Source organism: Anaeromyxobacter soli (assembly GCF_022808855.1).
Taxonomy (GTDB): Bacteria; Myxococcota; Myxococcia; order Myxococcales; family Anaeromyxobacteraceae; genus Anaeromyxobacter; species Anaeromyxobacter soli.
Map to the genome: position 1 here is coordinate 33,366 of NZ_JAKZLF010000033.1, position 23,422 is coordinate 56,787.

27 protein-coding genes are annotated in these 23,422 nt (G+C 75.4%); 8 read left to right on the forward strand and 19 right to left on the reverse strand.

Going from position 1 to position 23,422, the window contains the following annotated elements:
• Nucleotide 1 precedes the first annotated feature (1 nt).
• Nucleotides 2-481, reverse strand: a complete 480-nt coding sequence (locus tag MLV88_RS19125) for a CoA-binding protein (protein ID WP_242340216.1) — start codon at nt 479-481, stop codon at nt 2-4.
• Nucleotides 482-649: 168 nt separating this feature from the next.
• Here MLV88_RS19125 and MLV88_RS19130 point away from each other — a divergent pair, with 168 nt between their 5' ends.
• Together MLV88_RS19130 and MLV88_RS19135 are read left to right on the forward strand one after the other, a co-directional pair.
• Nucleotides 650-916, forward strand: coding sequence for a hypothetical protein (locus tag MLV88_RS19130; protein WP_242340217.1), 267 nt, complete (start codon nt 650-652; stop codon nt 914-916).
• Between the two features lie 108 nt (nt 917-1,024).
• Nucleotides 1,025-1,609 carry a glutathione S-transferase family protein gene (locus tag MLV88_RS19135; protein ID WP_242340218.1) on the forward strand — a complete coding sequence of 195 codons (585 nt, stop codon included), beginning with the start codon at nt 1,025-1,027 and terminating at the stop codon, nt 1,607-1,609.
• A 4-nt stretch (nt 1,610-1,613) separates the two neighbouring features.
• Here MLV88_RS19135 and MLV88_RS19140 read toward each other — a convergent pair whose 3' ends face one another.
• Entirely contained in the window at nt 1,614-3,227 is a 1,614-nt protein-coding gene (locus MLV88_RS19140) for a phytoene desaturase family protein (RefSeq protein WP_242340219.1), read from the reverse strand.
• 105 nt (nt 3,228-3,332) lie between these two features.
• Nucleotides 3,333-3,704, reverse strand: coding sequence for a VOC family protein (locus MLV88_RS19145; RefSeq protein WP_242340220.1), 372 nt, complete (start codon nt 3,702-3,704; stop codon nt 3,333-3,335).
• Nucleotides 3,705-3,879: 175 nt separating this feature from the next.
• Here MLV88_RS19145 and MLV88_RS19150 point away from each other — a divergent pair, with 175 nt between their 5' ends.
• Complete coding sequence (locus MLV88_RS19150) at nt 3,880-4,362, forward strand: hypothetical protein (RefSeq protein WP_242340221.1); 483 nt, start codon at nt 3,880-3,882, stop codon at nt 4,360-4,362.
• A 67-nt stretch (nt 4,363-4,429) separates the two neighbouring features.
• On the opposite strand, the gene MLV88_RS19155 is transcribed toward MLV88_RS19150, so the two are convergent.
• The gene (locus MLV88_RS19155; RefSeq protein ID WP_242340222.1) at nt 4,430-4,861 is read right to left on the reverse strand and encodes a DUF488 domain-containing protein; all 432 of its coding nucleotides are present in this window, start codon (nt 4,859-4,861) and stop codon (nt 4,430-4,432) included.
• Nucleotides 4,858-5,244: a hypothetical protein gene (locus MLV88_RS19160; protein WP_242340223.1), complete on the reverse strand. Its 387-nt coding sequence runs from the start codon at nt 5,242-5,244 to the stop codon at nt 4,858-4,860. The genes MLV88_RS19155 and MLV88_RS19160 overlap by 4 nt, the downstream gene beginning before the upstream one ends.
• 167 nt (nt 5,245-5,411) lie before the next feature.
• On the opposite strand from MLV88_RS19160, the gene MLV88_RS19165 reads away from it, so the two are divergent.
• On the forward strand, nt 5,412-5,837 hold the full coding sequence (locus tag MLV88_RS19165; RefSeq protein WP_242340224.1) for a CBS domain-containing protein: 426 nt from the start codon (nt 5,412-5,414) through the stop codon (nt 5,835-5,837).
• Nucleotides 5,838-5,889: 52 nt separating this feature from the next.
• Here MLV88_RS19165 and alr read toward each other — a convergent pair whose 3' ends face one another.
• On the reverse strand, nt 5,890-7,071 hold the full coding sequence (gene alr / locus MLV88_RS19170; protein WP_242340225.1) for an alanine racemase: 1,182 nt from the start codon (nt 7,069-7,071) through the stop codon (nt 5,890-5,892).
• A gap of 172 nt (nt 7,072-7,243) precedes the next feature.
• Here alr and MLV88_RS19175 point away from each other — a divergent pair, with 172 nt between their 5' ends.
• Nucleotides 7,244-7,996, forward strand: coding sequence for a hypothetical protein (locus MLV88_RS19175; RefSeq protein WP_243338399.1), 753 nt, complete (start codon nt 7,244-7,246; stop codon nt 7,994-7,996).
• Here the strand turns inward: MLV88_RS19175 and MLV88_RS19180 are convergent.
• The 4 genes from MLV88_RS19180 to MLV88_RS19195 are packed head-to-tail and all read right to left on the reverse strand — an operon-like array spanning nt 7,908 to nt 11,882.
• Nucleotides 7,908-9,065, reverse strand: a complete 1,158-nt coding sequence (locus MLV88_RS19180) for a homogentisate 1,2-dioxygenase (protein ID WP_242371324.1) — start codon at nt 9,063-9,065, stop codon at nt 7,908-7,910. The genes MLV88_RS19175 and MLV88_RS19180 overlap by 89 nt on opposite strands.
• Before the next feature lie 11 nt (nt 9,066-9,076).
• Nucleotides 9,077-10,249, reverse strand: coding sequence for a 4-hydroxyphenylpyruvate dioxygenase family protein (locus tag MLV88_RS19185; protein WP_242371323.1), 1,173 nt, complete (start codon nt 10,247-10,249; stop codon nt 9,077-9,079).
• On the reverse strand, nt 10,246-10,905 hold the full coding sequence (gene maiA / locus MLV88_RS19190) for a maleylacetoacetate isomerase (RefSeq protein ID WP_242355057.1): 660 nt from the start codon (nt 10,903-10,905) through the stop codon (nt 10,246-10,248). The genes MLV88_RS19185 and maiA overlap by 4 nt, the downstream gene beginning before the upstream one ends.
• On the reverse strand, nt 10,905-11,882 hold the full coding sequence (locus MLV88_RS19195) for a fumarylacetoacetate hydrolase family protein (RefSeq protein WP_242371321.1): 978 nt from the start codon (nt 11,880-11,882) through the stop codon (nt 10,905-10,907). Before MLV88_RS19195 ends, maiA begins: the two co-directional genes overlap by 1 nt.
• Before the next feature lie 155 nt (nt 11,883-12,037).
• On the opposite strand from MLV88_RS19195, the gene MLV88_RS19200 reads away from it, so the two are divergent.
• Complete coding sequence (locus MLV88_RS19200) at nt 12,038-13,204, forward strand: GNAT family N-acetyltransferase (protein ID WP_242340231.1); 1,167 nt, start codon at nt 12,038-12,040, stop codon at nt 13,202-13,204.
• 12 nt (nt 13,205-13,216) lie between these two features.
• Here the strand turns inward: MLV88_RS19200 and MLV88_RS19205 are convergent, their stop codons facing one another.
• The 6 genes from MLV88_RS19205 to MLV88_RS19230 all read right to left on the reverse strand — a co-directional run bounded on the left by MLV88_RS19205 (nt 13,217) and on the right by MLV88_RS19230 (nt 20,953).
• Nucleotides 13,217-13,963, reverse strand: a complete 747-nt coding sequence (locus MLV88_RS19205) for a class I SAM-dependent methyltransferase (RefSeq protein WP_242355061.1) — start codon at nt 13,961-13,963, stop codon at nt 13,217-13,219.
• A gap of 89 nt (nt 13,964-14,052) precedes the next feature.
• Nucleotides 14,053-15,246, reverse strand: coding sequence for a hypothetical protein (locus MLV88_RS19210; protein WP_242339938.1), 1,194 nt, complete (start codon nt 15,244-15,246; stop codon nt 14,053-14,055).
• A gap of 14 nt (nt 15,247-15,260) precedes the next feature.
• A complete protein-coding gene (locus MLV88_RS19215; RefSeq protein ID WP_243338402.1) occupies nt 15,261-16,478 on the reverse strand; it encodes a tetratricopeptide repeat protein in 1,218 nt (405 codons plus the stop codon).
• Between the two features lie 22 nt (nt 16,479-16,500).
• Complete coding sequence (locus MLV88_RS19220) at nt 16,501-18,435, reverse strand: tetratricopeptide repeat protein (protein WP_242339940.1); 1,935 nt, start codon at nt 18,433-18,435, stop codon at nt 16,501-16,503.
• The gene (locus MLV88_RS19225; RefSeq protein WP_242339941.1) at nt 18,432-19,382 is read right to left on the reverse strand and encodes a sugar-transfer associated ATP-grasp domain-containing protein; all 951 of its coding nucleotides are present in this window, start codon (nt 19,380-19,382) and stop codon (nt 18,432-18,434) included. The genes MLV88_RS19220 and MLV88_RS19225 overlap by 4 nt, the downstream gene beginning before the upstream one ends.
• On the reverse strand, nt 19,379-20,953 hold the full coding sequence (locus MLV88_RS19230) for a 7TM domain-containing protein (RefSeq protein WP_243338404.1): 1,575 nt from the start codon (nt 20,951-20,953) through the stop codon (nt 19,379-19,381). The genes MLV88_RS19225 and MLV88_RS19230 overlap by 4 nt, the downstream gene beginning before the upstream one ends.
• 187 nt (nt 20,954-21,140) lie before the next feature.
• Between MLV88_RS19230 and MLV88_RS19235 the strand changes: the two genes are divergently transcribed.
• Nucleotides 21,141-21,509 (forward strand): peptide chain release factor family protein, encoded by a 369-nt coding sequence (locus tag MLV88_RS19235; protein ID WP_242355069.1) that lies wholly within the window; start codon nt 21,141-21,143, stop codon nt 21,507-21,509.
• A gap of 68 nt (nt 21,510-21,577) precedes the next feature.
• Here the strand turns inward: MLV88_RS19235 and MLV88_RS19240 are convergent, their stop codons facing one another.
• Nucleotides 21,578-21,931 carry a hypothetical protein gene (locus MLV88_RS19240; protein ID WP_242339944.1) on the reverse strand — a complete coding sequence of 118 codons (354 nt, stop codon included), beginning with the start codon at nt 21,929-21,931 and terminating at the stop codon, nt 21,578-21,580.
• A gap of 119 nt (nt 21,932-22,050) precedes the next feature.
• Entirely contained in the window at nt 22,051-22,245 is a 195-nt protein-coding gene (locus MLV88_RS19245; RefSeq protein WP_242355072.1) for a hypothetical protein, read from the reverse strand.
• Nucleotides 22,246-22,505: 260 nt separating this feature from the next.
• Here MLV88_RS19245 and MLV88_RS19250 point away from each other — a divergent pair, with 260 nt between their 5' ends.
• On the forward strand, nt 22,506-23,108 hold the full coding sequence (locus MLV88_RS19250; RefSeq protein WP_242339946.1) for a DUF488 domain-containing protein: 603 nt from the start codon (nt 22,506-22,508) through the stop codon (nt 23,106-23,108).
• On the opposite strand, the gene MLV88_RS19255 is transcribed toward MLV88_RS19250, so the two are convergent.
• Nucleotides 23,020-23,334, reverse strand: a complete 315-nt coding sequence (locus tag MLV88_RS19255; protein WP_242339947.1) for a PQ-loop repeat-containing protein — start codon at nt 23,332-23,334, stop codon at nt 23,020-23,022. The genes MLV88_RS19250 and MLV88_RS19255 overlap by 89 nt on opposite strands.
• Between the last annotated feature and the right edge of the window lie 88 nt (nt 23,335-23,422).

Genomic DNA, 23,422 nt, shown 5'->3' on the forward strand with positions numbered 1-23,422 from the left:
GTCAGGCGTGCTCGAGGCGCGCCTTCCCGAACCGCGTGCGAGCCCACGCGTGCAGGGCGTGCGGGAACCCGGTCTCCGGGAGCACCATGAACGGACAGAGATCGGTCACGACCGAGATCCCGTGCGCGTCGCAGTAGCGGACCGCCTCCGCGCTCGCGGCGCCGACGCCCATCCCCCGGTGCATCCAGACGTAGCGCACGCCCGCGCGGGCGCAGTCGCGCACGACCTCCTCGGTCTGGGTGGGCGGGGTGAGGAGGAGCGCCGCGTTCACCGGCGGCTTCACGTCCTGGACGTGGGGGAAGCAGGCCTTTCCCTCGGCCACGTCGAGGGCGGGGTTCACCGGCACGACCTCGTAGCCCGCCTTCACGAGCGCGCGCAGCACCTGCCGGCTGAAGTCCTTCTCGTCGCGCGAGATCCCGACCACGGCGATGCGCTTCTGGGCCAGGAACTCGCGGGCGCGATCGAGCGCGATCCCCCGCATGGCATCCTCCTGTGACTCCGGCTACCGCCCCGGGTTGTGGGGTCCTCGGTAGAGTCTACGCGGCTCGTCGCTGCGTGAAGCGCGGCGCCGCGCCGCGCACCCGGCCGGCCAGCCGAGCCGGCCCCGGGCGCGAGGCCCATGCTGCGATCACGACGGTCGGAGGACGGCATGGCGGAACGAGCGGGGGGCAAGCGTGCGAGGAGGTCTCAGGGGCGTGCGCTCTTCCGGGCGAGGTCTTCATCCGCTCGCCTCGCGAAGACGACCTTCGCGATCGCGGTCGGCGCCGCCGCCCTCGGCGCGCTCGCGGTCGGGAGCGTCGCCGTCGGCGCGCTCGCGATCCGCAAGCTCGCCGTGAGCCACGCGCGGATCGGCCGGCTCGAGATCGACGAGCTGCACGTCCGCAGCGCGCGCGGGCTGCCGCCGCCGCCCGCGTGAAGCTCCGTCCCGGAGCCCGGCCCGCGAGGCGTCCGCAGCTCCGCGCGGCGGGCGGCGGCGGGATGCGCCGTCGCCCGCTAGATTCTCGGAACGGAGGACGGAGACGACATGCTCACCCTGTGGCACGCGTGGGCCTGCCCCTACTGCCAGCGCACTCGCATCCAGCTCGACGAGATGGGGCTCGCGTGGGAGTCGCGCGAGATGGATCTCGCGAGGAAGCCTACCGAGGTGTTCGCGATGAACCCGCCGCTCGGCGGGGTGCCGATCCTGGTGGACGGCGACGCGGTGATCCCCGACTCGCTCGTCATCGCGCAGTACCTCGAGGAGCGCCACGGCGGCGAGGTCCCGCTCCTCCCGCGCGACGCGCTCGGCCGGGCGCGGACGCGGCTCCTCTTCGATCGAGTCGCTCCGCTCGCGGCGGCGATCGGGAAGCTCGCGAAGGGTGGACCGGAGGCGAGGCCCGAGGCCGAGCGGGCGGCCCGGGCCGCGCTGGAGCTCGTCGAGCGCGAGACGCCGCAGGATGGGTACCTGCTCGGCGCCTTCGGCCTCGCCGACATCGCGCTCGCGCCCTTTGCGCTGCGCCGCCCGGAGCTCTCCCCGGCGGCGCTCGGCCTCCCGCGCCTCGCGCGCTGGGCCGAGCGCGTCTCGTCCAGGCCGGCCGTCCGGCGCAACCTCGCGGCGCGCGCGCCCTGACCGCTCAGCTCCGCCGCCACCCGCGGCGCCGGTCGCGCAGCATCTCCCGCGCTGCGTTGTAGCCGCAGGCCCCCATGATCCCGCCGCCCGGGTGTGTGGCCGCGCCGCACAGATACAGGTTCGCGATCGGCGTGCGGTAGTCGGCGAAGCCGGGCAAGGGCCGCATCGAGAAGAGCTGCGGGAGCGTCATCGCCCCCTGGAAGATGTTCCCGCCGGTGAGTCCGAAGCGGCGCTCGAGGTCGGGCGGCGCGAGCACCTCGCGCGCGAGGACCGACGCCGTGAACCCGGGCGCGTACTCCTCCAGCGCCGCGAAGCAGCGGTCCGCGAAGCGCTCGCGCTCCTCCTCCCAGCCCCCGCTCGCGAGCCGGTAGGGCGCGTACTGCACGAACATGGACATGAGGTGCTTGCCGGCGGGCGCCACGGTGTCGTCCACCGCGGAGGGGAGGGTGCACTCGAGCACCGGGGCGCGCGAGGGCAGCCCCGCGCGCGCGTCGTCGAAGGCGCGCTCGAGGTAGTCCATCGAAGGCGCGACGTGGATCGTGCCGCGGTGCTCCGGCCCCGGCTCGCCGCCGCCACCCCCCGGCCGCGCGCTGAAGCGGGGCAGCGCCGACAGCGCGACGTTGATCTTCACGGAGCCGCTCGCGTAGTCGATGCGCCGCGCCCGCTCCGCCACCGCGGGCGGGAGGTGCGCCTCGCCGACGAGGCCGAGGAGCGTGCGGGTCGCGTCCGCGTTCGAGGCGACGCGGCGGGCGAGGAGCTCCGTCCCGTCCCCGAGCGCGACCCCGCGGGCGGCGCCCTCCCGGACGAGGATCCGCTCGACGCGCGCGCCGGTGCGGATCTCGGCGCCGGACGCTCGCGCCGCGGCGGCGATGGCCTCGGACAGCGCGCCCATGCCGCCGCGCACGTAGCCCCAGACGCCCCGGGCGCCGTCCACCTCGCCCATCACGTGGTGGAAGAGGACGTAGGCGGTGCCCGGGGTGGAGGGCGAGGCCCAGGCGCCGATGATGGCGTCGGTCGCGAGCGTGGCCTTGAGCGCGTCGGACTCGAACCAGCGGTCGAGGACGTCGCGGGCCGCGCCGGCGAGGATCTCCATCGCCGCCGGGCCGTCCTCCCTGCCGAGGCGCAACAGGCGCGCGCCCATGCGCGCGAGGCGCAAGAGCTCGCGCGGGCGGCGTGAGAACGGATCGGGCGGCGTCTCGAGGAGCGCCGGCTCGATGGCGCGGGCGATCCGCTCGAGCTGCGCCTCGTAGGCAGGGAGCCGCGCCGCGTCGCGCGCCGAGAACCTCGCGACCTCTCGCTGGTTCCCGGCGAGGTCCGGCCCGAGGAGCAGCGAGCGGCCGTCGGGGAGCGGCGTGAACGAGGAGGGATCGCGGCGCAGCACCCGGTAGCCGTGGCGCGCGAGCTCGAGGTCGCGGACGATCTCCGGGCGGAAGAGGCTCACCACGTACGCGGCGGTGGAGACCTTGAACCCGGGCCACGTCTCCTCGGTGGTGCACGCGCCCCCGACGCGGTCGCGCGCCTCGAGCACGAGGACGCGCTCGCCCGCGCGGGCGAGATAGGCCGCGAGGACGAGGCCGTTGTGGCCTCCGCCGACGACGATGACGTCCCAGCTGCGCACCGGTACGCGCGGGCCGATGGCGCCGCGCCCGCGGGAGGCCCTAGCGGTGGGAGGGAGGCGCCGCGCGGCCTTCCCGGGCCGGGCGCGCAGCGCCTCGGATCGAGCTCACGCCTGGTGGTGGATGCAGAGGATGTTGCCGTCCGGGTCCTTGAACCAGGCGCAGGTCTCCTTCCCGACCTCCGCGATGCCGTCCTTGGTCTTCAGGGCGGGGTACTCCTCGAAGCTCACGCCGCGCGCCCGCAGGTCCTTCACCTCGGCGGGCACGTCCGGCACCTCCCAGCTCATCGCGGTGTGGTCGGACTGCGGCGGGGTCTCGCGCGGATACAGCGCGAACTCACCGCCGTCCCCCTCGAACACGACGTCTCCGTTCTCCAGGGTGCGGGTCGCGTGCAGCCCGAGCTTCTCCTCGTAGAACCGGCGTGCCCGGGTGATGTCGGTGACCGGCAGCATGGCCGTGAAGTGACGATTCCCCAGCATGTGGCGCCTCCTGTTCCGCGGAACTGCCGGGAAGGACCGTAAGTGGCGCGGCAGCCTGCCGCGCCTGCCGGCTGGGATCCCGCGCGCGGGGGGCGGCGCCGACCGATCGGGCGCCGCTCCGTCCGCGCGCAGCCGGGTGGCGTCCGGCGCGCGCGGGACGTAGCATGCGCGCCCCATGGAGCTGGAGCACCGCACCGTGTCCCGCTACCGGCTGCGCCCGGAGGCGTCGCGCGCCACCGCGCGTCGCATGAACCGCCGCTTCCTCGCGACGCTCGTCGCGGTGGTCGCGCTCGTGCTCGCCGCGTACGGCGCCGGGCTGCGCGATCCCGGCCGCGGCTTCGACGCGCTCGTGGTCCCGTTCGCGCTCCTGCTCGTGCTCGCCGCCTTCTCGTACGTGCGCCGGATGCGCCGCTTCCGCGCGCGGTGGGCGTCGTTCGAGATTTCGCTCGAGGAGGAGGCCATCGGGCGCGCGGTGGTGGGCTTCCCGCCCGTGCGGATCCTGCGCGCGGAGGTGGCAGCGATCGAGGACGTCCCCGCCGGGCTCGCCGTGCGCGCGCGCGACGGCCGCGGCCTCGTCGTGCCGCGCGAGCTCGAAGGCTACGAGCGCGTGCGGGCGACGCTCGCCGGATGGGGGACGACCGCGGCGCGTGGGCGGTGAAGCCTCGCTCGCGCGTGCGCGCGCGAGCACTCGCCCGGGGGCGCCGCCCCGCGCAGCCGGGCGGCGGTCAGAGGTGCACGACCCGCACGCCCGGCTCCGCCGCGGCGAGCGCCTCCGCGAGCACCGAGCGGTGGCAGCGCGCGGGGTTCGCCTCCGCGCAGAGGAGCGCGGTCCGCGCTCCGGCCGCCGCGTCGAGCACCGCCCGCACGGCCTCGGGGCGCTCCGCGAGGTGCGCGCGGTAGCGCGCGAGGACGCCGGGGAGGTCGGCGGCCGCCTCCGCGTGGAACGGGTTCCCCGCCTCGGGCAGGTGGCGGTACTCGAACCCGGCGGCGACGAGGGCGCGCTCGAGCGGGCCCTTCGAGAAGCCGGGCTTCGGCGAGCGGGCGGAGCGCCTCACGTCGAGGACCCGCGTCACCTGCGCCTCGCGCAGCCGGGTGGCGAGGGCCCGCACCGAGCGTCCCTCGTACCCGATCGTGAAGACGAGCGCGGCGGGCGTCACTGCTTGAGCTGCGGGCGGTGCTGGGCCTCCTCGTCGAAGCCGTGCGCGACCACCACGTGGTAGACGGCGTACGGCTCCTCGCCGGAGCCGCCCACCAGCTCGAACAGGAACTGCCCCTGATCCCCGTCGGGATCGGGCATCGCCTGGACGAACATCACCTCGCGCGACTCGATGAGGATCTCGCCGAGGAGCTGCTTGCCGCGGAGGACCTGGATGGTCGGCGTGCGGTCCTCGTCCTCCTCGAGGTGCCAGTGCAGGTCCTCGTGGTCGTAGAGGTAGGCGTCGGCCGTGCCCGCGCGGAGGATGCAGTTCGCGTGGCGCTTGAGCCAGCGCCAGAAGCGGTCGAAGGCGAGGGTGGTGCCGGTCTCGACGGTCACGGGCATGCGCGGAATATACCGGGCGGAGGAGCGCCGCGGGGCGCACAGGGGCGAGCGTGTGGACGCCCGTCCGGGGCCAGCACGGGGTCCCCCCACGCGGGCGTGCCCCGCCTGCGCCCGCGGGCTCTATGCACGGGGAAGCGCCGGAGGCGCCGCCGGACGGGAGGTGCGCCATGCTGTGTCAGGACGTCATGAAGAGCGAGGTCGAGACGTTCCGCGAGACGGACCCGGTGATCGACGTCGCCCGCCGCATGCGCGAGGTGAACATCGGCTTCGTGCCGATCTGCGATCGCGACGGTCACCCGGTGGGCGTGCTCACCGACCGCGATCTCGCCCTCCGCGTCTGCGGCGAGGACCGCCGCGCGAGCGAGACGCGGGCGGGTGCGGTGATGACGCGCGAGACCATCACCTGCCGCGACAGCGATCCCATCGAGGCCGCCGAGCAGCTCATGGCGCGCTACCGCAAGTCGCGGATGATGATCGTGGACGAGGAGGGCCGGCTGGTCGGCGTCATCAGCCTCTCCGACATCGTGGAGGAGGAGGACGATCGCCGCGCGGCCGAGACGATGCGGTCGGTCTCGGAGCGGGAGCTGCACTGATCTGACGGGGGCTGCGCCCCCGCCCCGCCGACGGCTGACCGCCGTCGATCGGCTACCGCGCGTCTCTCGGCTCCCGCTCGGCGAGCGTGGACACCGCCTCGACCGCGCCGCCGCGGAGGTACAGCCGCGGCACGCGGGCGGTGAGGCCGGCGAGGATCTCCCAGGAGATCGTGTCCACCAGGGACGCGAGCTCGTCGGCGTCCACCCGCTCGTCGCCGTCGCGACCGAGGAGCGTCGCGACGTCCCCCGCGCGCACCTCGGGCACCGCGGTCACGTCCACCATGCACATGTCCATGGCGACCCGGCCGACCACCGGCGCCCGGCGCCCGCGCACGAGCACGTGGGCGCGGTTGCCGAAGGCGCGACGGTAGCCGTCCGCGTAGCCGCACATGACGAGCGCGACGCGCGACGGGCGGGGCGCCGCCCAGGTGCGGCCGTAGCCGACGGTGGCGCCGCGCTCGATCTCGAGCACGCGCGCGATCCGGCTCCGCAGCGACAGCACGGGCACGAGCTCCGCGTCGGTGCCGCACCACGGCGCCGGCCGGTAGCCGTACATCGAGAGGCCCGTGCGCACGACCTCGAGCGCCATCTCGTGATCGAGGAGGACGCTCGCCGAGGCGGAGCAGTGGCGCTCCTTGACGAAGGGGAGGCGCGACGAGACGTCGCGCAGGATCTCGAACTGCCGGCGCGTGAAGCGCTGATCTCCCTCCTCCGCCGCGGCGAAGTGGGTGAAGAGGCCCTCGACCGAGAGCTCGGGGATCTCGCGCAGCCGGTTCGCGAGCGCGACCAGCGCGTCGGGCCGGAGCCCGTGCCGGTTCAGGCCCGACTCGAGCTCGAGGTGGACCGGGACCACCGCGCCGCGCCGCTTCGCGGCGGCCGCGAGCGCCTCGGCGACGTCGGCCGCGCCCACCGTCGGGCGGAGCCCGAGGGCGACGACGCGCTCGGCGTCGCTCGGGGGGGTGTAGCCGATGACCAGGATGGGCGCGTCCACGCCGGCGCGGCGAAGCTCCTCCGCCTCGTCCACGCAGACCACGCACAGCCCCGAGGCGCCGGCGGCGAGCGCCGCCCGCCCCACCGCCACCGCCCCATGGCCGTACGCGTTGGCCTTCACGACGGCGTAGAGCCGGGCAGGCGCCGCGCGGCCCGCGAGCAGGCGGACGTTGTGAGCGAGCGCGTCGAGGTCGACCTCGGCCCAGACCGGCCGGCCGCCCCACTGGGAGGGGTTCGTGGACATGGAGCCGTCAATATACCCGCCGGCCCCGCGCTGCCAGAGGGGCGATCGGGCGCCCGCCATGCCGCCGCCCTCACGAGGGCCGCCGCACCGGGGGGCCGGCGCGCGAGACGGCCCATCATTCGCGGCACCGGAGGCGAGCCGAGGTGAAAGGAACTGTGGTCTGGAGGTTCGCGTGAGCAATCGATACCAGCAGCTCTGCCAGACGCTCGAGGACGCCCGGTCCCGGTTCGCCGCCTACCACTCCGAGTGCGTGCTGTTCGCCGCCACGCTGTCGCGCGGCCTCATCGAGTACGCCGGGTGGCCCCGCGAGCTCGTCACCTACGAGCCGCTCCCCGGCGACGTGCCCGCCGCGCCGACCCACCGGATCGAGGACGCGATGCACCTCGACGCGGACGCGTTCTGGCACGTCGGCCTGCGCCTCGCGATCGAGGAGCCGCGGGCGCGCGACTCGATCCTGCTGCGCGTCCGCTTCAAGAAGCTCGACACCCGCTACATCGTGAGCCTGTTCGGCTTCGAGGACTTCGAGGTCGCGGCGCCGACGCCCGAGCAGCTCCAGCCGATCTACGAGTCGATCCTGAACGCGGTGAAGCGCCACTACGAGTACGGGCTGCGCCTGTTCCTCGAGAACGGCGGGCGGGGCCTCAAGATCCCCATCTCCACGGACCGGCTGCTCGAGCTCGCGCGCGGCGCGCCGCCGGTGTCGGCGCCCGGCGAGGCCGGCGAGGGGGCGGAGGCCGGCGAGGAGGAGCCCGCGCCCGCGCCGGAGCCCGCCCCGCACGCGAGGGCGGCGCCCGCGCCGCGCGCCAAGGCCACGGGGCCGAGGGCCAAGGCGGCCGTCAGCGGACGAAGCTCTCCTGGTAGCCCGGGTCCTCGACCCCGAGCGCCGCGGGGGTCGCGGCGAGCGGGAGGTAGCAGTCGAGCATGACGGCGAGCTCGCTCGTGGTGCGCGCGCCGATCGAGCCCTCGTAGGCGCCGGGGTGCGGGCCGTGCATCACGCCCGCCGGGTGATGCGAGATCGAGCCCGGGCCCACGCCGCGCCGCGAGGTGAACTCGCCGCGGACGTAGAAGAGGAGCTCGTCCACGTCCACCGACGCGTGCGGGTAGGGGCAGGGGATCGCCTCGGGGTGGAAGTCCACCACGCGCGGCACGAACGAGCAGACGAGCGCGCCGCGGGCGGCGAAGGTGCCGTGCCAGGTGGGCGGCAGGTGCACGAGCCCGGCGCGAGGCTGGAAGTTCAGGATCGGGAAGGCGAACGGGTAGACGGCGCCGTCCCACCCGACCACGTCGAGCGGCGACTCGTCGAAGCGGAAGCCGTGGAACGCGCCCGCGCGCTTCACGAGGAGCTCGCGGATCCCCTCGTCCATCGGCCCCTTCCACTCCACGCGGCGGAAGTCGCGGTGCGAGTAGGGGGCGTCCATGCGGAGCTGCCCGGTGTCGTTCCGCCACTGCGAGGGCAGGTGGACGCCGCCCGGGAACTCGAGCGAGAGCCAGCGCTGCGGGCCGGGATCCGGCACGAAGCGGTGGAGGAGGCCCTTCGGCACGTAGACGTAGTCGTCCTTCGCGAAGCGCAGGTCGCCGAGCGGCGAGCGGAGGAGCCCGCCGCCCTCGAACACGTAGAACAGGTCGTCGCCGTCGCCGTTCGAGAAGTAGACCGGGTCCTCGGCGGAGGGGGTCGCGAGGCCGGCCACCACGTCGGCGTTGAAGAGGAACGGGACGCGCGCGTCCACCGCCGGGCCGGACGGGGCTGGGAGATCCTGCGTGCGGTAGTGGCGCTTCAGGAGCGCGCGGGGCGGCGCGGCCTGCGGGAGGGTGAAGCCGTGGCGGACCTCCGCGGCGTGCGTGGCGTGCGGCCGGTGCCGGTGGTACGCGAGGGTGTACGCGCCGTCGAACCCGGCGCGCGTGAACGCCTCCTCGTGCAGGAGCCTGCCCCCGGCGTCGCGGAAGGCGATGTGGTGCTTCCGCGGGACCTCGCCCTGGACCATCCGGTCGAGCATGGCGGCCCGCGCTACGCGCGCCCCTCGCGCTGCTGCTCGCGCTCGATGGACTCGAAGAGCGCCCGGAAGTTCCCCGCGCCGAAGCCCTGGTCGCCCTTGCGCTGGATGATCTCGAAGAAGAACGGGCCGGCCTCGGGCTCGTGGTAGAGCCCCGCCGCCTCGCGCAGGAAGATCTGGAGCAGGTACGAGCCCGGGCCCGCGCCGTCCACCAGGATCTCGAGCTCCTGCAGCGTCTTCACCTCCTCGTCGATCCGCCCGATCCCGGTCTGCTGGATGCGCGCCGGGAGCGCCTCGTAGTAGGAGGCGGGGGTCGGCATGAACTCGACGCCCCGCGCGCGCAGGCCGCGCACCGCCGAGAGGATGTCCGTCACGGTGAGCGCCGCGTGCTGGATGCCGTCGCCGCGGTGGTCCTCGTTGAACACGTTGATCTGCGAGGACTTGAAGGCGGGGCGCCACGGCTCGTTGTTCGCGAACTTCACCCCCGAGCGCAGGTCCTTCATCACGACCGAGCGGAGCCCGGAGCCCTTCTGCGCCTGGACCGCGGCGCGCTTCGCCTCCGCCGCGTCCTTCGTGTGGAACTGCACCTCCCAGAACTCCTCCATCCCGAGCACGTGCTCCATCCAGAGGAGCGCCGGCTTCATGGTCTGGAAGTTGGAGGTGAGGTGGTCGATGTAGCCGAAGCCGAACGCGTTCGCGCCCCCCCTCGGCGCCGCGTGGCGGGGGACGCCCGGGTAGAGCCCGCGGTAGCCGCGCCGCTCGACGAAGCGGAAGGTCGTGTCGCCGAGCGGGGTCGTGATGTTGAAGGTGCGGAGCGTGCCGCCCTCGTCCTCGTGGACCTGGAGGTCGGTGACGGGCGTGCCGCCGCGCTCCTCGAGGAGCCGGAACGCGCGAGCCGCGTCCTCCACCTCGAAGATCACCGCGCCGACGCCGTCCGGGTGCTTGCGCAGGTAGCGCCACGCGCGGCCGCCCTCGCCGAGCGGCTGGGAGCAGAGGATCCGGACGTCGCCGGCCTCGAACGCGGCGGAGCGCTGGTGGCCCTCGCGATCGAGGTCCGGCGTGGACGCGCCCGTCTCCGCGAAGTCCAGCCGCTCGAGGTAGAAGCGCCGGCTCCGCTCGAGATCGTGCACGTAGTAGTGCAGGGCCTCGATGCGGACGATCCCCAGGGGCTCGAGCGTCGTGGTCATGGTGTCCTCCGGTCCTTCGGCGGTGCGTCGGGCTGGCGGTCGGGGTGGGCGTCCTGGAACGGCGCGAGCGCCGCGCACGCCTCCTCGATCCGCAGGAGCGTGGGGTAGGGCGCGACGTCCAGCGAGAACCGCCGCGCGTTGTAGAGCTGGGGCACGAGGTAGCAGTCGGCGAGGCCGGGCGCCTCGCCGTGGCAGAAGCGGCCCGTCTCGTCGTCCTGCAGGGCGCGCTCGAGCGCCTCGAGGCCGCGGCGGATCCAGAGCGCCGCCCACTCCTTCTCGTAGCCGGGCAGCTTCTCGCGGAGGGTGCGCAGCACGATGGCGTTCTGCAGGGGCTGGATGCCGGAGTTCACGTGCTCGGCGAGGGCGCGGACCCGCGCCCGCCCGTCGAGGTCGCGGGGCAGGAGCGGCGCCTGCGGGTAGCGCTCGTCGAGCCACTCCAGGATCGCCATCGACTGGGCGAGCCGCACCGAGAACCCGTGCTCCGAGACCTCCAGCACCGGCACCTGCGCCATCGGGCTCCGCTGCTGGTAGACCGGGTCGAACTGCTCCTGGGCGAGCAGGTTCACCGGGGCGTACTCGTAAGGGAGCCCCTTCAGCGCGAGCCCGATGCGCACGCGCCAGGCGGACGAGGAGCGCCAGTAGGAGTAGAGCCGCATCACGGCGTCACCACCCGCTGGTCGATGGTGCCGAAGACGTTCCGGCCGGCCAGGTCCCGCACCTCGATCTCGATCCGGTCGCCGGGCGCGAGGAACCGCGTCCGCGGCGCGCCGTGGTCGATCATCTCCCGGGCCCGCTGCTCCGCGATGCACGAGTAGCCGCGGGCGCGGTCGGCGTTCGAGACCGTGCCGCTGCCGAGGATCGTGCCGGCCGTGAAGGCGCGCGTCCTCGCCACGTGCCGGAGGAGGTCGTGGAAGGAGAAGTGCATCTCCGGCCCCGTCTCGACGTCGCCGACCCGCTCGCCGTTCCAGCGCACCGTCATGCGCAGGTGCAGCCGGCCGCCCCGCCAGGCCTCGCCGAGCTCGTCGGGCGTGACGGCGAACGGGGAGAACGCCGTCGCCGGCTTCGACTGGAAGAACCCGAAGCCCTTGGCGAGCTCGGGGGGGACGAGGTTCCGGTGCGTGACGTCGTTCGCGAGGCAGACGAGCCGGACGTACCGCTCCGCGTCGGCCGCCGCGACGCCGCGCGGCACGTCGCCGAGCACGACGCAGACCTCCGCCTCGAAGTCCATGCCCCAGGCCGGATCGGGCAGGGGCAGGTCCTCCTGCGGCCCGAGCAGCACGCCCGAGCCGCCCTGGTAGACCAGGGGATCCTGCTCGAGGGTGAGCGGCGGCTCCGCGCCGCGCGCCTTGCGGACGAGGCGCACGTGGTTCAGGTAGGCCGAGCCGTCCACCCACTCGAACGCGCGCGGCAGGGGCGAGAGGAGCCGGGCAGGGTCGAGGGGCTCCGCCCTGGCGCGATCGGCGTCGAGCGACGCGGCGAGGGCCCGCAGCGCGGGCTCGCGCGCCTCCCAGGCGTCGAGCGCGGCCTGCAAGGTCGGCGCGACGCCGGAGGCGTCGGCGAACGCGGCGCCGTCCCGGCGCACCACCACGAGCCGCCCGTCGCGGCTCCCGTCACGTAAGGTCGCGAGGCGCATCTTCGGGCGAAGGGTCTAATGGGCGCCCGCCCGAGACGCGAGGTGCGCGGGGCGTCCCGTGTAGGGCGAGCGGGCGGCCGTGCCGTGCCGCGTCGCGGCAGGCGACGCGCCGCCCTCGAGAGCATCCCGGGCGAGCAGGGCTATAAGAACCGCCCGTGACCGCCCTCTCGCTCTCCGCGCACGCCTCCATCTCGGAGCTCCCCGCCGAGGAGTGGGACGCCCTCTTCGCCCACGAGCCGGCCCGGGCGAGCCCGTTCGTGCGCCACGCGTTCCTGCGGGCCCTCGAGGAGAGCGGCTCGGCCTCCCCGCGCACCGGCTGGCGCCCGCGCCACCTCGCCCTCCGCCGCGGTGGGACGCTCGTCGCCGCCGCGCCGGCGTATCTGAGAGGCGGCTCCGACGGGGACTTCTCGCGCGACTGGGAGTGGGCGGCGGCGGCCGAGCGCGCCGGGATCCCGTACTACCCGAAGCTCGTCCTCGCCGTCCCCTTCACGCCCGCCACGGGCCGGCGCGTCCTCGTCGCCGGCGGCGAGGACCGGCGCGCGCTCGCCGCCGCGCTCCTCGCGGGCGCACGGCGGGTCGCGCAGGACGAGGGCGCGCACGGGCTCCACGTGCTCTTCGCCGACGCGGAGGAGGCGCGCGAGCTCGAGGAGGTCGGGCTCGCGCTGCGCGTGGACTTCCAGTACCACTGGCGGAACGAGGGCTACGCCTCGCCCGAGGAGTTCCTCGCGCGCTTCCCCTCGAAGCGCCGGAACGCGCTCCGCCGCGAGCGGGCCGCGCCGGAGCGCCAGGGGATCGCGATCCGCACCGTGCGCGGCGACGAGCTCTCGCGCGACCCGGAGGGCTGGGCGCGCGCGTGCTACCGGCTCCACCGGGCCTCGACGGACCGGATGGTGTGGGGGATGCGCTTCGTGAACCTCGGCTTCTACGAGCGCGCCCTCGCGTGGCTCCCCGACGCGGTGGAGGTGGTGGAGGCGCGACGCGAGGGGAAGCTCGTCGGGATGGCGTTCAACGTCGCCGGCCCCGACCGGCTGTACGGGCGCTACTGGGGCTGCGTCGAGTCGCACCCGTTCCTCCACTTCAACGTGGCGCTGTACCACTCCATCGACGAGTGCATCCGGCGCGGCACCCGGGTCTTCGAGGGCGGCGCGGGCGGGGAGCACAAGGTCGCGCGCGGCTTCGAGCCGGCGGAGACCTGGAGCGCCCACCTCCACCTCGACCCCCGGCTCGACGTGGCCGTGCGCCGCCACCTCGCGGACGAGCGCGAGGAGCGCCTCGTCGCCGTGCGGCGCTGGCGCGAGGAGCACCCCCGGCTCGGCGGGTGAGCGGCCGGTCTTTCAGCGCGCCCAGGCGAGCGTGAGCTCGCGGCGCCACACCGCGCCGCCGTGGACGCTCGCGAGCGCGCGGGCGTCGGCGAGGAGCGCAGCGAGGGCGCCCTCGCCGAGCGCGGGGCCGACGTAGGAGAGCGAGCGAAGCACGGCGTCGAGCCGCTCCGGCCCGAGCTCCTCCTCGTCGTCGAAGCCCTCCGTCTCGGGCGCGCCGAGCCCCGCGACGGAGAAGAGGAGGCCGACGGGCGGCGCCGCCGGCCGGGCCTTGAAGTTCGCGGCGGCGATCCGCTCCGTGAGCGCGGCGAGGAACGGGGTGTCCGCGAGCCGCGGGGTCACCACCGCGAGGACGCCCGCCGGGGCGAGGAGCCGCGCGGCCTCGCGCGCTCCGCGCGTGGGATCGACCCACTGCAGGGCGTCCGCGAGGACCACGAGGTCGAACGCCGCCGCGGCGAGGCCGGTCTCCTCGGCCGCGGCGTGCACGGCGGTGACGCGCGGCGCGCCCGCCGCCGCGAGGACGTCGAGCATGGCGCGCGCCGGCTCGACCGCGTGCACCTCGGCGCCGAGCGCCGCGAGCGGGAGCGCGAGCTGGCCGGTGCCGGCGCCGAGGTCGGCGACGCGCGCGCCCGGACCGCCCGCCAGCGCGAGCAGCCGCGCGACGAGCGGCGAGGGGTAGCCCGGCCGCTGCCGGTAGTCCTCCGCGAGCCGGTTGAAGACCCAGCGGGAGGGATCGGAGACGCGGACGCCGTGGCGGGACACGGGCCTAGCCTAATCGAGCCGCGCCCGCCGGGCGCCACCGCGGCCGGGAGGACCGCGGTGGCGCACACGGAGCGGCGAGGCCGGTGGCGTCAGCGGCCGGCGCGCGGCATGCGCCACTCGAGGCCGGCGACGGCGCGCACGTTGTCGTAGCTCCAGCGGATGTCGTAGTAGCGGCCGGCCGGATAGACGCCGGGGACGTAGTCCGGGTAGTTCGTGTCGCGCGTGATCCACTCGGCCTCCGCGCGCAGCGCGAGGCCGCCGGCGAGCGCGTAGCGGAGCTCGCCGCCGAGCGCGAGGCGGTTGTCGTGGAGCCGCGCCCCGTCCGACGTGTTGGTCTTCGAGTCCGGCCCGTAGCCCCGCAGCCACGCCTCGGCGCGGAGCTCGGCCGCGAGCCGCTCGGTGAGCGGGGACTTCACGATGAGGCGAGGGTGCTGCCCCTGGTAGGAGTAGTAGCCCTGCCAGGCGTCGCGCTGGACCTCGTACCCGTAGCGGAGCGACACGTCGACCTTGCCGCCGAGCTTCGAGAGCTCCACCTCCACGGAGGGCTCGAGCGTGTCGAGCTCCTGCTCCGGGTTCCCGCTCGTGGCGCCGGTGCCGGCGTCGCGCGCGAGGAGCGTGAAGTCCTGGCGGTGGGCGTAGTCGATCCGGAACGCCGTGGCGTAGCGCTCGCCCAGGATCCGCCACGAGGCCTCGAGCTGGTTCTGGCCGTTGTCGCGGGGCGTCAGGTGCATCGGCACGGCCGGGTCGAAGTTGGGGTCCTCGACGTAGGAGTACGAGACGTAGCGGTACTTGAGCCGCAGGTGCTGGTGCGCGAACGGCGTCGCGTAGAGGTTCACGCCGGCGCGCCACGTGAAGTAGCCGTAGCGGTCGGTGCCCGGCATGTCGCCGAGCGCGTCGCGCTGGTAGAGGTCCTCCCAGCCCGGCCGCCAGGCCCCCCCGACCGACGCCTCGGCGCCCAGGCGGAGCCGCTTCAGCACCCGGTACTCGGGCTCGACGCCGACCGAGCCGGTGGTCTCCGACAGCGTCGCGCCGAAGGTCTGCCGGTGGGCGAAGCGGACGGGCAGGTCGAGCTGGAAGGCGCCGCTCCGGAGCTCGGGCGTGAGCGCACCCTCGGCGAGGAGGAGCGTGCCCGAGTCGCGGCGGACGCCGTAGCCGTCGAAGGCGCCCGCGTACAGGCCGGCGCGCGCGTCGAGCGTCCACTGCGGCGTGGCGTCGGCGGCACCGGCGGGCGGCGCGGCGGCGAGGAGGGTGACGGCGGAGGCGAGAGCGAGGGAGCGGATCATCGCGGGGTTCCTTGTCACGGGCAGATGCACGGCGGGGTCGCGCCGGCGAGGTAGGTCGCCGTCGAGGAGACGTAGGGGCTCGAGGGGAAGTCGGCGGAGAGCTTCGCGTAGGCGGCGCAGGCCGAGGCCGGGGCGGGATCCGACGCGTGCGGGGTGGTGCAGAACTGCCAGGTGGAGTTCACGTAGGTGCGCGCGAGGTAGTGCAGCGCGTTGTCCGCGTAGGTGCTCGTCGCCGGGACCGCCCGGAACGCGGCGTCCGCCGCGGCGAGGTCCGCCGGGTCGAGGCCCGCGCTCGCGTAGTAGAACGCGTGCGCGTAGCGGGCGCGGCCGAGCCAGTACTGCGCGGAGCCCGCGAACGTCGTCGCCGGCACCGCGAGGGTCCGCTGGAACGCCGCGATCGCCGCCTCGAGGTTGGCCTTGCGGGCCGCCGCCTCGGAGGCGGAGAGCCCCGTGACGGTGGCGGTGGCGTTCACCGGCTCCTCGAGGTAGCTCCGCCCGAGGTAGTACTGCGCGTTGTCGTAGTAGGTGCTCGTGGCCGGCACCGCAGTCAGCTCCGCCTCGGCGAGGTCGAGCAGGGCGGCCGCGCCGAGCCCGTCGCCGGCGTTCGCGCGCGCGAGCCCCAGCTCGAAGTCGCACCGGCCGAGGTAGTACTGCGCGTTGTCGGCGTACGTGCCCGTCGGGGAGGCCGCGAGCGAGCGCTGGAACTGCGGGCGCGCGGCGGCGTAGTCGCCGAGCTGGAACCGGGCGCGGCCGTCGAAGTAGGCGGCGTTGTCGATGAAGGGCGAGGAGGCGAAGGCGGCCTGCATCGCGTCGAGGCGCAGCGCCGCGTCCTGGAGCTCCGCCGGATCTCCGCCGAGGACCCCGCGCTCGTAGCTGCAGCGACCGGCGAGGTAGGCGGCGTTGTCGAGCCGGATCGAGGTGGGGAACTGCACCGGCAGCGCGTCGAACCTCGCCCGCGCGTCCGCGTAGTCCTGGAGCGCGAGCGCCGCCTTCGCCGCGCTCGCGGCGGGATCGGTCGCGGCGAGGGCCCGCGCGTCGGCCGCGGCGACGTTGGCGGCGTCGTAGAGCGCGAGCCCCTCGGCGAAGAGCGAGTCGCCGGGGCGGTTGGGATCGATGGGGACCTTGCCCGGCGCGCTCGCGCCGTCATGCCCGCCGCTGCACGCGAGCGCGAGCGCGGCGAGGGCGGCGCAGCAGGCGAGGCCGCGCGAGATGTTCAGGTGACGCTGGTGCACGGGGGAGCTCCTCGGTGGGGCGCTAGGGCGCGACGGCGGTGGTGGGGGTGGCGAGGTGCGGGCCGGGGGCGCCCGTGCCCGCGCATCGTGAAAGGAGGCCCTGCACGGCCGGGTCCTTCGGGGCCTCGGCGAGGAGCCGTCGCGCGGTGCGCTCGCAGGCGGCGCGGTCGCCCTGGCGGGCCGTGAGCTCCGCGAGGCCGGCGCGCGCCTCGAGATCGCCGGGGACGAGGTCGAGGAGCTCCTCGAACGCCTTCCGCGCCTCCGCGAGCCGGCCGGCGTCGAGGTGCAGCTCGGCGAGCGCGCGCAGCGAGGGGGCATGGGCGGGGTCGATGGCGAGCGCGCGCGCGAGGGCGTCGCGCGCCTCGTCGCGGCGGGAGACGGTTCCGAGCACGAGGGCGAGGTCGTAGAGCGCCGACACGCTGCGCGGCGAGCGGGCGAGCAGCGCCTGGTACGCGGCGATCGCCTCGTCCGGCTTCCCGGCGCGCGCCGCCGCGACGCCGAGGGAGAGCTGCGCGGCGTCGTAGCCCGGGCGCGCCGCGAGCGCGCGCCCGAGCGAGGACCGCGCCTCGTCGAACCTCCCCGCCTCGGACTGGAGCTGCCCGAGCGCGAGCCACGCGGGCGCGTACTTCTCGTCGAGCGCGATCGCCTTGCGGTAGGCCGCCTCCCCCGCGGCGCGATCGCCGCCCGCCTCCTCGAGCTTGCCGAGGTTCACCCAGGCGGCGCCGTAGGCGGGGCGCAGGCGCAGGGCCTCGCCGTACGCGGCGCGCGCCGCGGCGGCGTCCCCGGCGCGCTTCTCGAGCACGCCCAGGTTCAGGTAGGCCTCCGGGTAGTCGCCCTTCGCGACCTCGATGGCCTTGCGGTACGCCTTGCGCGCGTCGTCGTCGCGGCCGTCGCGATCCGCGACGAGCGCCGCGAGGAAGTGATGCTCCGGCTCCGCGGGCGCGTCGGCGACGAGCCGGTCCGCCTCGTGGCGCGCGCGGGAGAAGTCGCGCGACTGGAGCGCGAGCCGCAGCAGGCGGCGGCGGGCGTAGCGCTGAGTGGGGTCGAGCCGGAGGGCGCGGTCGTACGACTCGAGCGCCGCCGCCGTCTCGTCGGCCCGCTCGTGCGCGCGCCCGAGCAGGGAGTGGACCGCGGCGAGGTCCGGCGCCACCTCGGCGGCCCGGAGGAGCACCTGCACGGCGCGTCGCACGTCCGGGGCGGAGCCGGTGCCGAGCCAGGCGCGCGCGGTGCCGAGCAGGATCTCCGCGCTCGCCGGCGCGTACTCGATGGCCTTCGCGAAGCGCCGCTCGGCGTCCTCCCGCCGGCCGGCCGCGAGCTCGGCCGTGCCGAGCGCCACGAGCGCGCGGGCGCGGTCCTCGTTCGAGCCGGACTGGGCGGCGGGCGCGAGGATGGCGACGGCGCCGACGGGATCTCCCCGGCGGCGGAGCAGGTTCCCGAGCGCGATGCGCGCCTCGCCCGTGGGCCGGAGCGCGAGCGCGCGACGGAGATCGCGCTCGGCGCCGTCCAGGTCGTCGAGGCGCGCGCGGGCGAGCCCGACGCGGAGCGCGCGCTGCGGGCCCGGCCCGAGCTGCTCCGCCCGCACCAGGTGCGGGAGCGCCGTCGCCGCGTCGCCCGCGGCGAGGAGCACCGCGCCGAGCTCCTCCTCCACGGCGGCGGAGCCGGGGCTCTCGGCGAGGGCGGCCTCGTAGAGCTTCAGCGCCTCCGGCTTCTCGCCCCGGCGTGCGGCGCGCCGGGCGCGGGCGTGGGCCTCCGAGACCGGCCCCTCCTCCCCGGCCGCGGCGGGCGCGGCGGGCGCGTCGCCCTCGTCCCCGAGCGACTCCTCGTCGCCGGCGATGGAGATGACGAGCGGGTCGTTGCCGCGGCGCGCCGCGAACCCCTCGAGCGCGAGCGCGCCCGCGAGCAGCACGCCGAGGAACAGGAGCATGGGCCAGAGGCGGTCGAGGACGAGGCGGTTCATGCGGCGCTCCCGCTCGCGGCGAGCGCGCCGGGGACCTCGACCACCGCGGGGAGCCCCGCGAGCGCGTCCCCGAGCGCGACGCCGGTCACGTTCTGGATCTCGAGGCCCGGGCGGGCGTTGATCTCGAGGACGAGCGGGCCGCGCTCGCGGTCGACGACCACGTCCACGCCGAGGTAGCCGAGCGGCACGGCCCGCGCGGCCCGGCGCGCGACGTCGAGGATCTCCGGCCAGCGAGGCAGGGCGATCCCGACGAGCGGCGCCCCCGACTCCGGGTGGCGCTCCACGGCGCGCCCGTGGTGGAGCGCGCGGGAGGTGCGGCCCGTCTCGAGCTCCACCGCGATGCCGAGCCCGCCCTGGTGCAGGTTCGCGCGACCGCCCGACTCGGCGGTGGGGACCCGGATCATCGAGAGCACCGGCTCGCCGCGCAGGGTGATGACGCGCACGTCGCAGAGCCCGTCGGCCCAGAGCGCGGCGAACACGTCGTGCGGGTCGACGCGGCGCTCGACGAAGGCGCGGTCCTCGAGCTGGTTCGAGTGGACCCCGAAGACCACGTCGGCGAGGTGCCGCGCGAGCGCGTGCGGGGTGAGGAGCGCGCCGCCGGCGCGGCGCCAGCCGCCGGCGTCGGGGAGCCACTCGCCCGCGACGAGGATCCCACCGCCGCCCGAGCCGTTGGCCGGCTTCACGACGAACCGCGACCGGCCGCGCAGCGCCTCGACGACCCCGGGGACGGAGAAGAGCCCGTCGCACACCGCGAGCGTCTCCGGGACCGGCACGCCCGCCTCCGCGAACCGCTCCTTCGCGAGGAGCTTGTCGTCGGCGAGCGGGTAGTCGCGCCGGTCGTTGTTCGGGTAGACGAGGACGAGGTTGCGGCGGTTGATGCCGTAGACCGCCTCGCGGCGGGCGAGGAGCGCGCGCACGCGGCCGCGCGCCGCGGCGAGGAGGCTCACGGCGCGCCTCCGGTCAGGAGCCCGCGGAACCGGCGGTACTCGCTGAGGCGCATCCCCACCCAGCGCCCGAGGTACACGTTCGCGGCGACCGCGAGCAGCAGCACCTCGGGGAAGCCGATGACGAGCACCTGCAGCGCGAGCGAGTTCATCACCACGTAGCAGGCGAGCATCACCACGAGCGTGCCCCCGAGCTCCTTGCCCGCCGCGCGCGGGCCGTGCTCGGTGAGCGACAGGTAGAAGCGCTCCGCGCAGATGGCGAGCACCGCGAGCGGGAACATCGTGATGTGGGTGAGCCCCGCGACGCCCAGCCGCTCCGCGAGCATCGAGGTGCCGACGAGCGTGACCACCACCGCGGAGAGGAGGATCGCGAGCGTGGGCGAGTGGAGGAGCTCGAGCCGCGCGACGGCCCAGCGCGCGGTGGCGACCGCCGCGACCACGATGAGCACCGCGAGCGCGCCGTAGCCCGCGCCGGTCTCCCCCGCCGCGGCCGCGAGGAGCGCCGGCAGGAACGTGCCGAACGTGGGCATTCCGACGACGTTCCGGAACAGCACGGTGAGGAGCGCGCCGATGGGGAGCATGAGGATCGTCCGGAGCAGGCTGAACGGCAGCTTCAGGCGATCGAACAGGCCCCACACGTCGAGGAAGGTGAAGGAGGCCTTCGCGCGCGGCGACGGCACGAGCTGCGTGCGCGTGTCGAACCGGTAGTCGAAGTTCACGTCCGAGGTGTGCCGGAACAGGACCTCGTCGCCGTAGTACAGGGAGAGGTAGCGCTCGGGCAGCTCGGCGAAGTGGTCGTTCGTCGGGCAGAACGGGATCCAGTGGCCGGACACGTACGCCTCGACCCACTGGTGCGAGGTGCGCTTCACGCCGGGCTCGAGGATGAGGCCGCCCACGAGGCGCGCGGGGATGCCGGTCGCGCGCGCGAGCGCGACGAACAGGCGGCTCTTGCCGTTGCAGCTCGCCTCGCCGAGGCGGAGCGCGGTGAGCGCGTCGGTGGTCCCCTTGAACGGCCGGGTCGTGAGCCCGTGGGTGTAGTCGTGGATCCGCCGCAGCCGCTCCATCACGGTCCCGCGGTCCGCCCCGATGCGGGCGAGGGTGGCCGCGATCTCCGGCGCGTCCACCTGGATCTCCTTCTCCGGGCGGAGCGCCGCCGCGGTCGAGGGAGGATAGGAGGATGGCACGGCGAGCTCGGCGGGGATGCGGTACGAGACGCGCCGCGGCACGATCTTGACGGTGTGCCGGATCTCCGCGCCGTCCGGCACCTGCGCGCCGACCCAGGTCGCCACGCGGTTCGGGCCGTCGAACACCTGCGAGAGGTGGAAGCCGGCGGACTCGGTCCGCTCGTCGGAGATCGTCTGCCGCGCGTCGCTCGCGGGGAGGAACGTCCGCACGCGCACGTCCCCGCCGTGCCCGTCGAGCCGCAGCGCGTACGTGACCTCGTACTGCCGCACCGGCAGGACGTCCGCGAGCGAGTAGCCGAGCGCGCGGACCTTGTAGAGCATCAGGCCGGCGGTCGCCGCGACGAGGGCGACGATCGTGACGGCTACCTTCCGGGGGTGCGCGACGGACATGAGGGTGCGGCGGATGATCGCGGCTACTCTCCGCCCGGTCAACCGTGCGCTCCCTCGCCCCCTTCGCCGACAGGTGGGACATCCTGCGGCGAGCGGTGCGCACGCGCACCTCGGCCGAGCGGCGTGTTCGGGCTCCACGTCGGGCCCGACCGCGCGTAGGCTCCGCACGACCGAACCGGAGGACCGCGTGACATCCGACGAGCTCCGCGCCGCCGCCCGCCGCGCCGGCGCGCTCCCCGACGAGGCGCTGCTCGCCGAGTGCGAGGAGGCGTTCTTCGTGGGCAGCGGCCCCGGCGGTCAGCACCGCAACAAGACCGAGAGCGCGGTGCGCCTCGTCCACCGCCCCACCGGCGTGACGGTCACCGCGACGGAGCGGCGCAGCCAGCTGCAGAACCGCGCGGCGGCGCTCGCGCGGCTGCGAGAGCGGCTCGGCGCGCTCGCTCACCGCCCGAAGCCGCGCCGGCCGACGAAGCCGACGCGCGGCTCCAAGGAGCGGCGCATCGCCGAGAAGAAGCGGCGCGGCGAGCGGAAGGCCACGCGGCGGGGATGGGACTGAAGGACGGCCTGCGGCGCGCGAGCGGCCGCGGGCGCGAGGTGAGAGCGCGCGGCGCTCGCGGCTCGACCTCAGTTGCCGAGCTGCGACGCGAGCGGGATCGGCGCCACGACCCCCGCGGCGACGAGCCGCTCGAGCGAGGCGCGCACCTCATCGGCGGCGATGCCCGCCGCCTCGAGCTCGCGGACGAGATCCGGGACGCCGAGCCGCTTGCCGCGGAGCTCCGCGAGCACGATCCCGTCCGCCGGCGCCACGCGATGCGGCCCTGCCCACGCGGCGAGCGCGGCGTCGAGCGCGGCCCGGCCGCTCGAGCGCGCCTCCGCGACGACGTTGCGGTACGCGGCCTCGGCGTCCGCGCCCTCCGGGGAGAGCGTGAACTTCTGCCCGCGCGGCCATCGCTTCGCTTCGTTGCGTTTGCCCAGCATCGGCGGGAACTTATGCGGCCGAGGCCGGGTGGTTGTCAATCATCGGCTCCCCTGGGACCTGGTGGGAGCGGAGCGTCCGCCTCCCCCGGCCGCGGAGCGGCGCAGGGGCGGGCGGCTCGTCAGCAGCCGCCCGGCTCCAGCCGGGGGTTGAAGGCGACGAGCCCTTCGCGCCCGAAGACGCGCTGGATCTCGATGCGGAGCCCGTCCACGAGCTCCCGCTGGCGCGCCTCCGCCAGGAACCGGATCCCGTCCTCCTCGATCACCACGTCGCGCTGCGGGTCGGCCGTCTCGTCCAGAGACAGGTTGAAGCTCACGCCCCCTCAGCCATGGCCGACGTGGATCCGGACGTACTGCGCGTGCTCGCCCGTGCTGGCGAGCGCGCGGAGCGTCTCCAGGGCGCGGGGCTCGATCTCGATGACGGGGTCGGGCTGGGAGGTCATGGGTGCGTTGGAGCCGTTCTCCGCGTGGAGGGTTCCGGAGCTCGGGCCGTCCGTGGGTGAGGGGAGGGGGAGCGCGAGGAGGCCCCGTCGCGGGCTGGACGCAGGACCCCACTCCACCCATGAGATGGCGTCGCATGGAGGAGGAACGCGAACGCCGGCAGCGGGCCGCCCCGGGGTGGGGGAAGGCCCAGGTCCTCGCCATCGGCCACTCCACGCGACCGATCGCGGAGCTCGTCGAGCTGCTCCGGGGCGCGGACGTCGTCACGGTGGCCGACGTCCGGACCATCCCGCGCTCGCGCGCGAACCCGCAGTACGAGGGGCCGGCGCTCGCGCGCGCGCTCGCCGCCGCGGGCATCGGCTACGAGCACCTGCCCGCGCTCGGCGGCCTCCGGCGCGCGCGCAAGGACTCGCCCAACGCGGGGTGGAGGAACGCGAGCTTCCGCGGCTACGCCGACCACATGGCGACGCCCGAGTTCGAGGAGGGGCTCGTCCAGCTCCGCACGGTCGCCCGCGGGGGGCCCGTCGCGATCCTGTGCGCGGAGGCGGTCCCGTGGCGCTGCCACCGCTCCCTCATCGCCGACGCGCTGCTCGCGCGCGGCGTCGTCGTCCAGCACATCGTCGGGCGCGGGCGGACGCGGCCGCACCGGCTCACGCCGTTCGCGCGGATCGAGGGGCGCCAGGTGACGTACCCCGAGCCCGCGCCCGACGATCGCGGCGCCGGTGGCGGAGGACGATGACGAGCCCCACCACCGCGCTCGCGAGGAGGACGGCGTTCGTCGCGACGAACACCGGGTTGCCGACGAGCGCGCTGTAGAGCGTGAAGCCGGTCGAGGCGGCGATCTGGCCCACGAAGAGCCAGCGCGAGACTCCCTCGCTCGATCCCTCCTTCCACTGCTTGTGCACCTGCTTCGCGAGGGTCGCGACGAGGACGAGGGAGCTGAGCCAGCCGAGGAGCTCGGTCACCCGTGAACGGTGCGCCTCCGCCCCGGGCCCGGCCACCGTTTGCGTTCGCCCCGCCCGTCGGGCGACACTCCCGCCCCCTCCCGCCCCC

Excerpts from the sequence above, each read along its gene's own strand:
- MLV88_RS19135 (WP_242340218.1), top strand. The coding sequence starts at position 1,025 with ATGCTCACCCTGTGGCACGCGTGGGCCTGCCCCTACTGCCAGCGCACT.
- MLV88_RS19185 (WP_242371323.1), bottom strand. The coding sequence starts at position 10,249 with ATGACCACGACGCTCGAGCCCCTGGGGATCGTCCGCATCGAGGCCCTG.
- MLV88_RS19180 (WP_242371324.1), bottom strand. The coding sequence starts at position 9,065 with ATGCTCGACCGGATGGTCCAGGGCGAGGTCCCGCGGAAGCACCACATC.
- MLV88_RS19230 (WP_243338404.1), bottom strand. The coding sequence starts at position 20,953 with ATGTCCGTCGCGCACCCCCGGAAGGTAGCCGTCACGATCGTCGCCCTC.
- MLV88_RS19240 (WP_242339944.1), bottom strand. The coding sequence starts at position 21,931 with ATGCTGGGCAAACGCAACGAAGCGAAGCGATGGCCGCGCGGGCAGAAG.
- MLV88_RS19195 (WP_242371321.1), bottom strand. The coding sequence starts at position 11,882 with ATGCGCCTCGCGACCTTACGTGACGGGAGCCGCGACGGGCGGCTCGTG.
- MLV88_RS19220 (WP_242339940.1), bottom strand. The coding sequence starts at position 18,435 with ATGAACCGCCTCGTCCTCGACCGCCTCTGGCCCATGCTCCTGTTCCTC.
- MLV88_RS19165 (WP_242340224.1), top strand. The coding sequence starts at position 5,412 with ATGCTGTGTCAGGACGTCATGAAGAGCGAGGTCGAGACGTTCCGCGAG.
- MLV88_RS19145 (WP_242340220.1), bottom strand. The coding sequence starts at position 3,704 with ATGCTGGGGAATCGTCACTTCACGGCCATGCTGCCGGTCACCGACATC.
- MLV88_RS19125 (WP_242340216.1), bottom strand. The coding sequence starts at position 481 with ATGCGGGGGATCGCGCTCGATCGCGCCCGCGAGTTCCTGGCCCAGAAG.
- MLV88_RS19130 (WP_242340217.1), top strand. The coding sequence starts at position 650 with ATGGCGGAACGAGCGGGGGGCAAGCGTGCGAGGAGGTCTCAGGGGCGT.
- MLV88_RS19250 (WP_242339946.1), top strand. The coding sequence starts at position 22,506 with ATGGAGGAGGAACGCGAACGCCGGCAGCGGGCCGCCCCGGGGTGGGGG.
- MLV88_RS19150 (WP_242340221.1), top strand. The coding sequence starts at position 3,880 with ATGGAGCTGGAGCACCGCACCGTGTCCCGCTACCGGCTGCGCCCGGAG.
- MLV88_RS19160 (WP_242340223.1), bottom strand. The coding sequence starts at position 5,244 with ATGCCCGTGACCGTCGAGACCGGCACCACCCTCGCCTTCGACCGCTTC.
- maiA (WP_242355057.1), bottom strand. The coding sequence starts at position 10,905 with ATGCGGCTCTACTCCTACTGGCGCTCCTCGTCCGCCTGGCGCGTGCGC.
- alr (WP_242340225.1), bottom strand. The coding sequence starts at position 7,071 with ATGTCCACGAACCCCTCCCAGTGGGGCGGCCGGCCGGTCTGGGCCGAG.
- MLV88_RS19210 (WP_242339938.1), bottom strand. The coding sequence starts at position 15,246 with ATGATCCGCTCCCTCGCTCTCGCCTCCGCCGTCACCCTCCTCGCCGCC.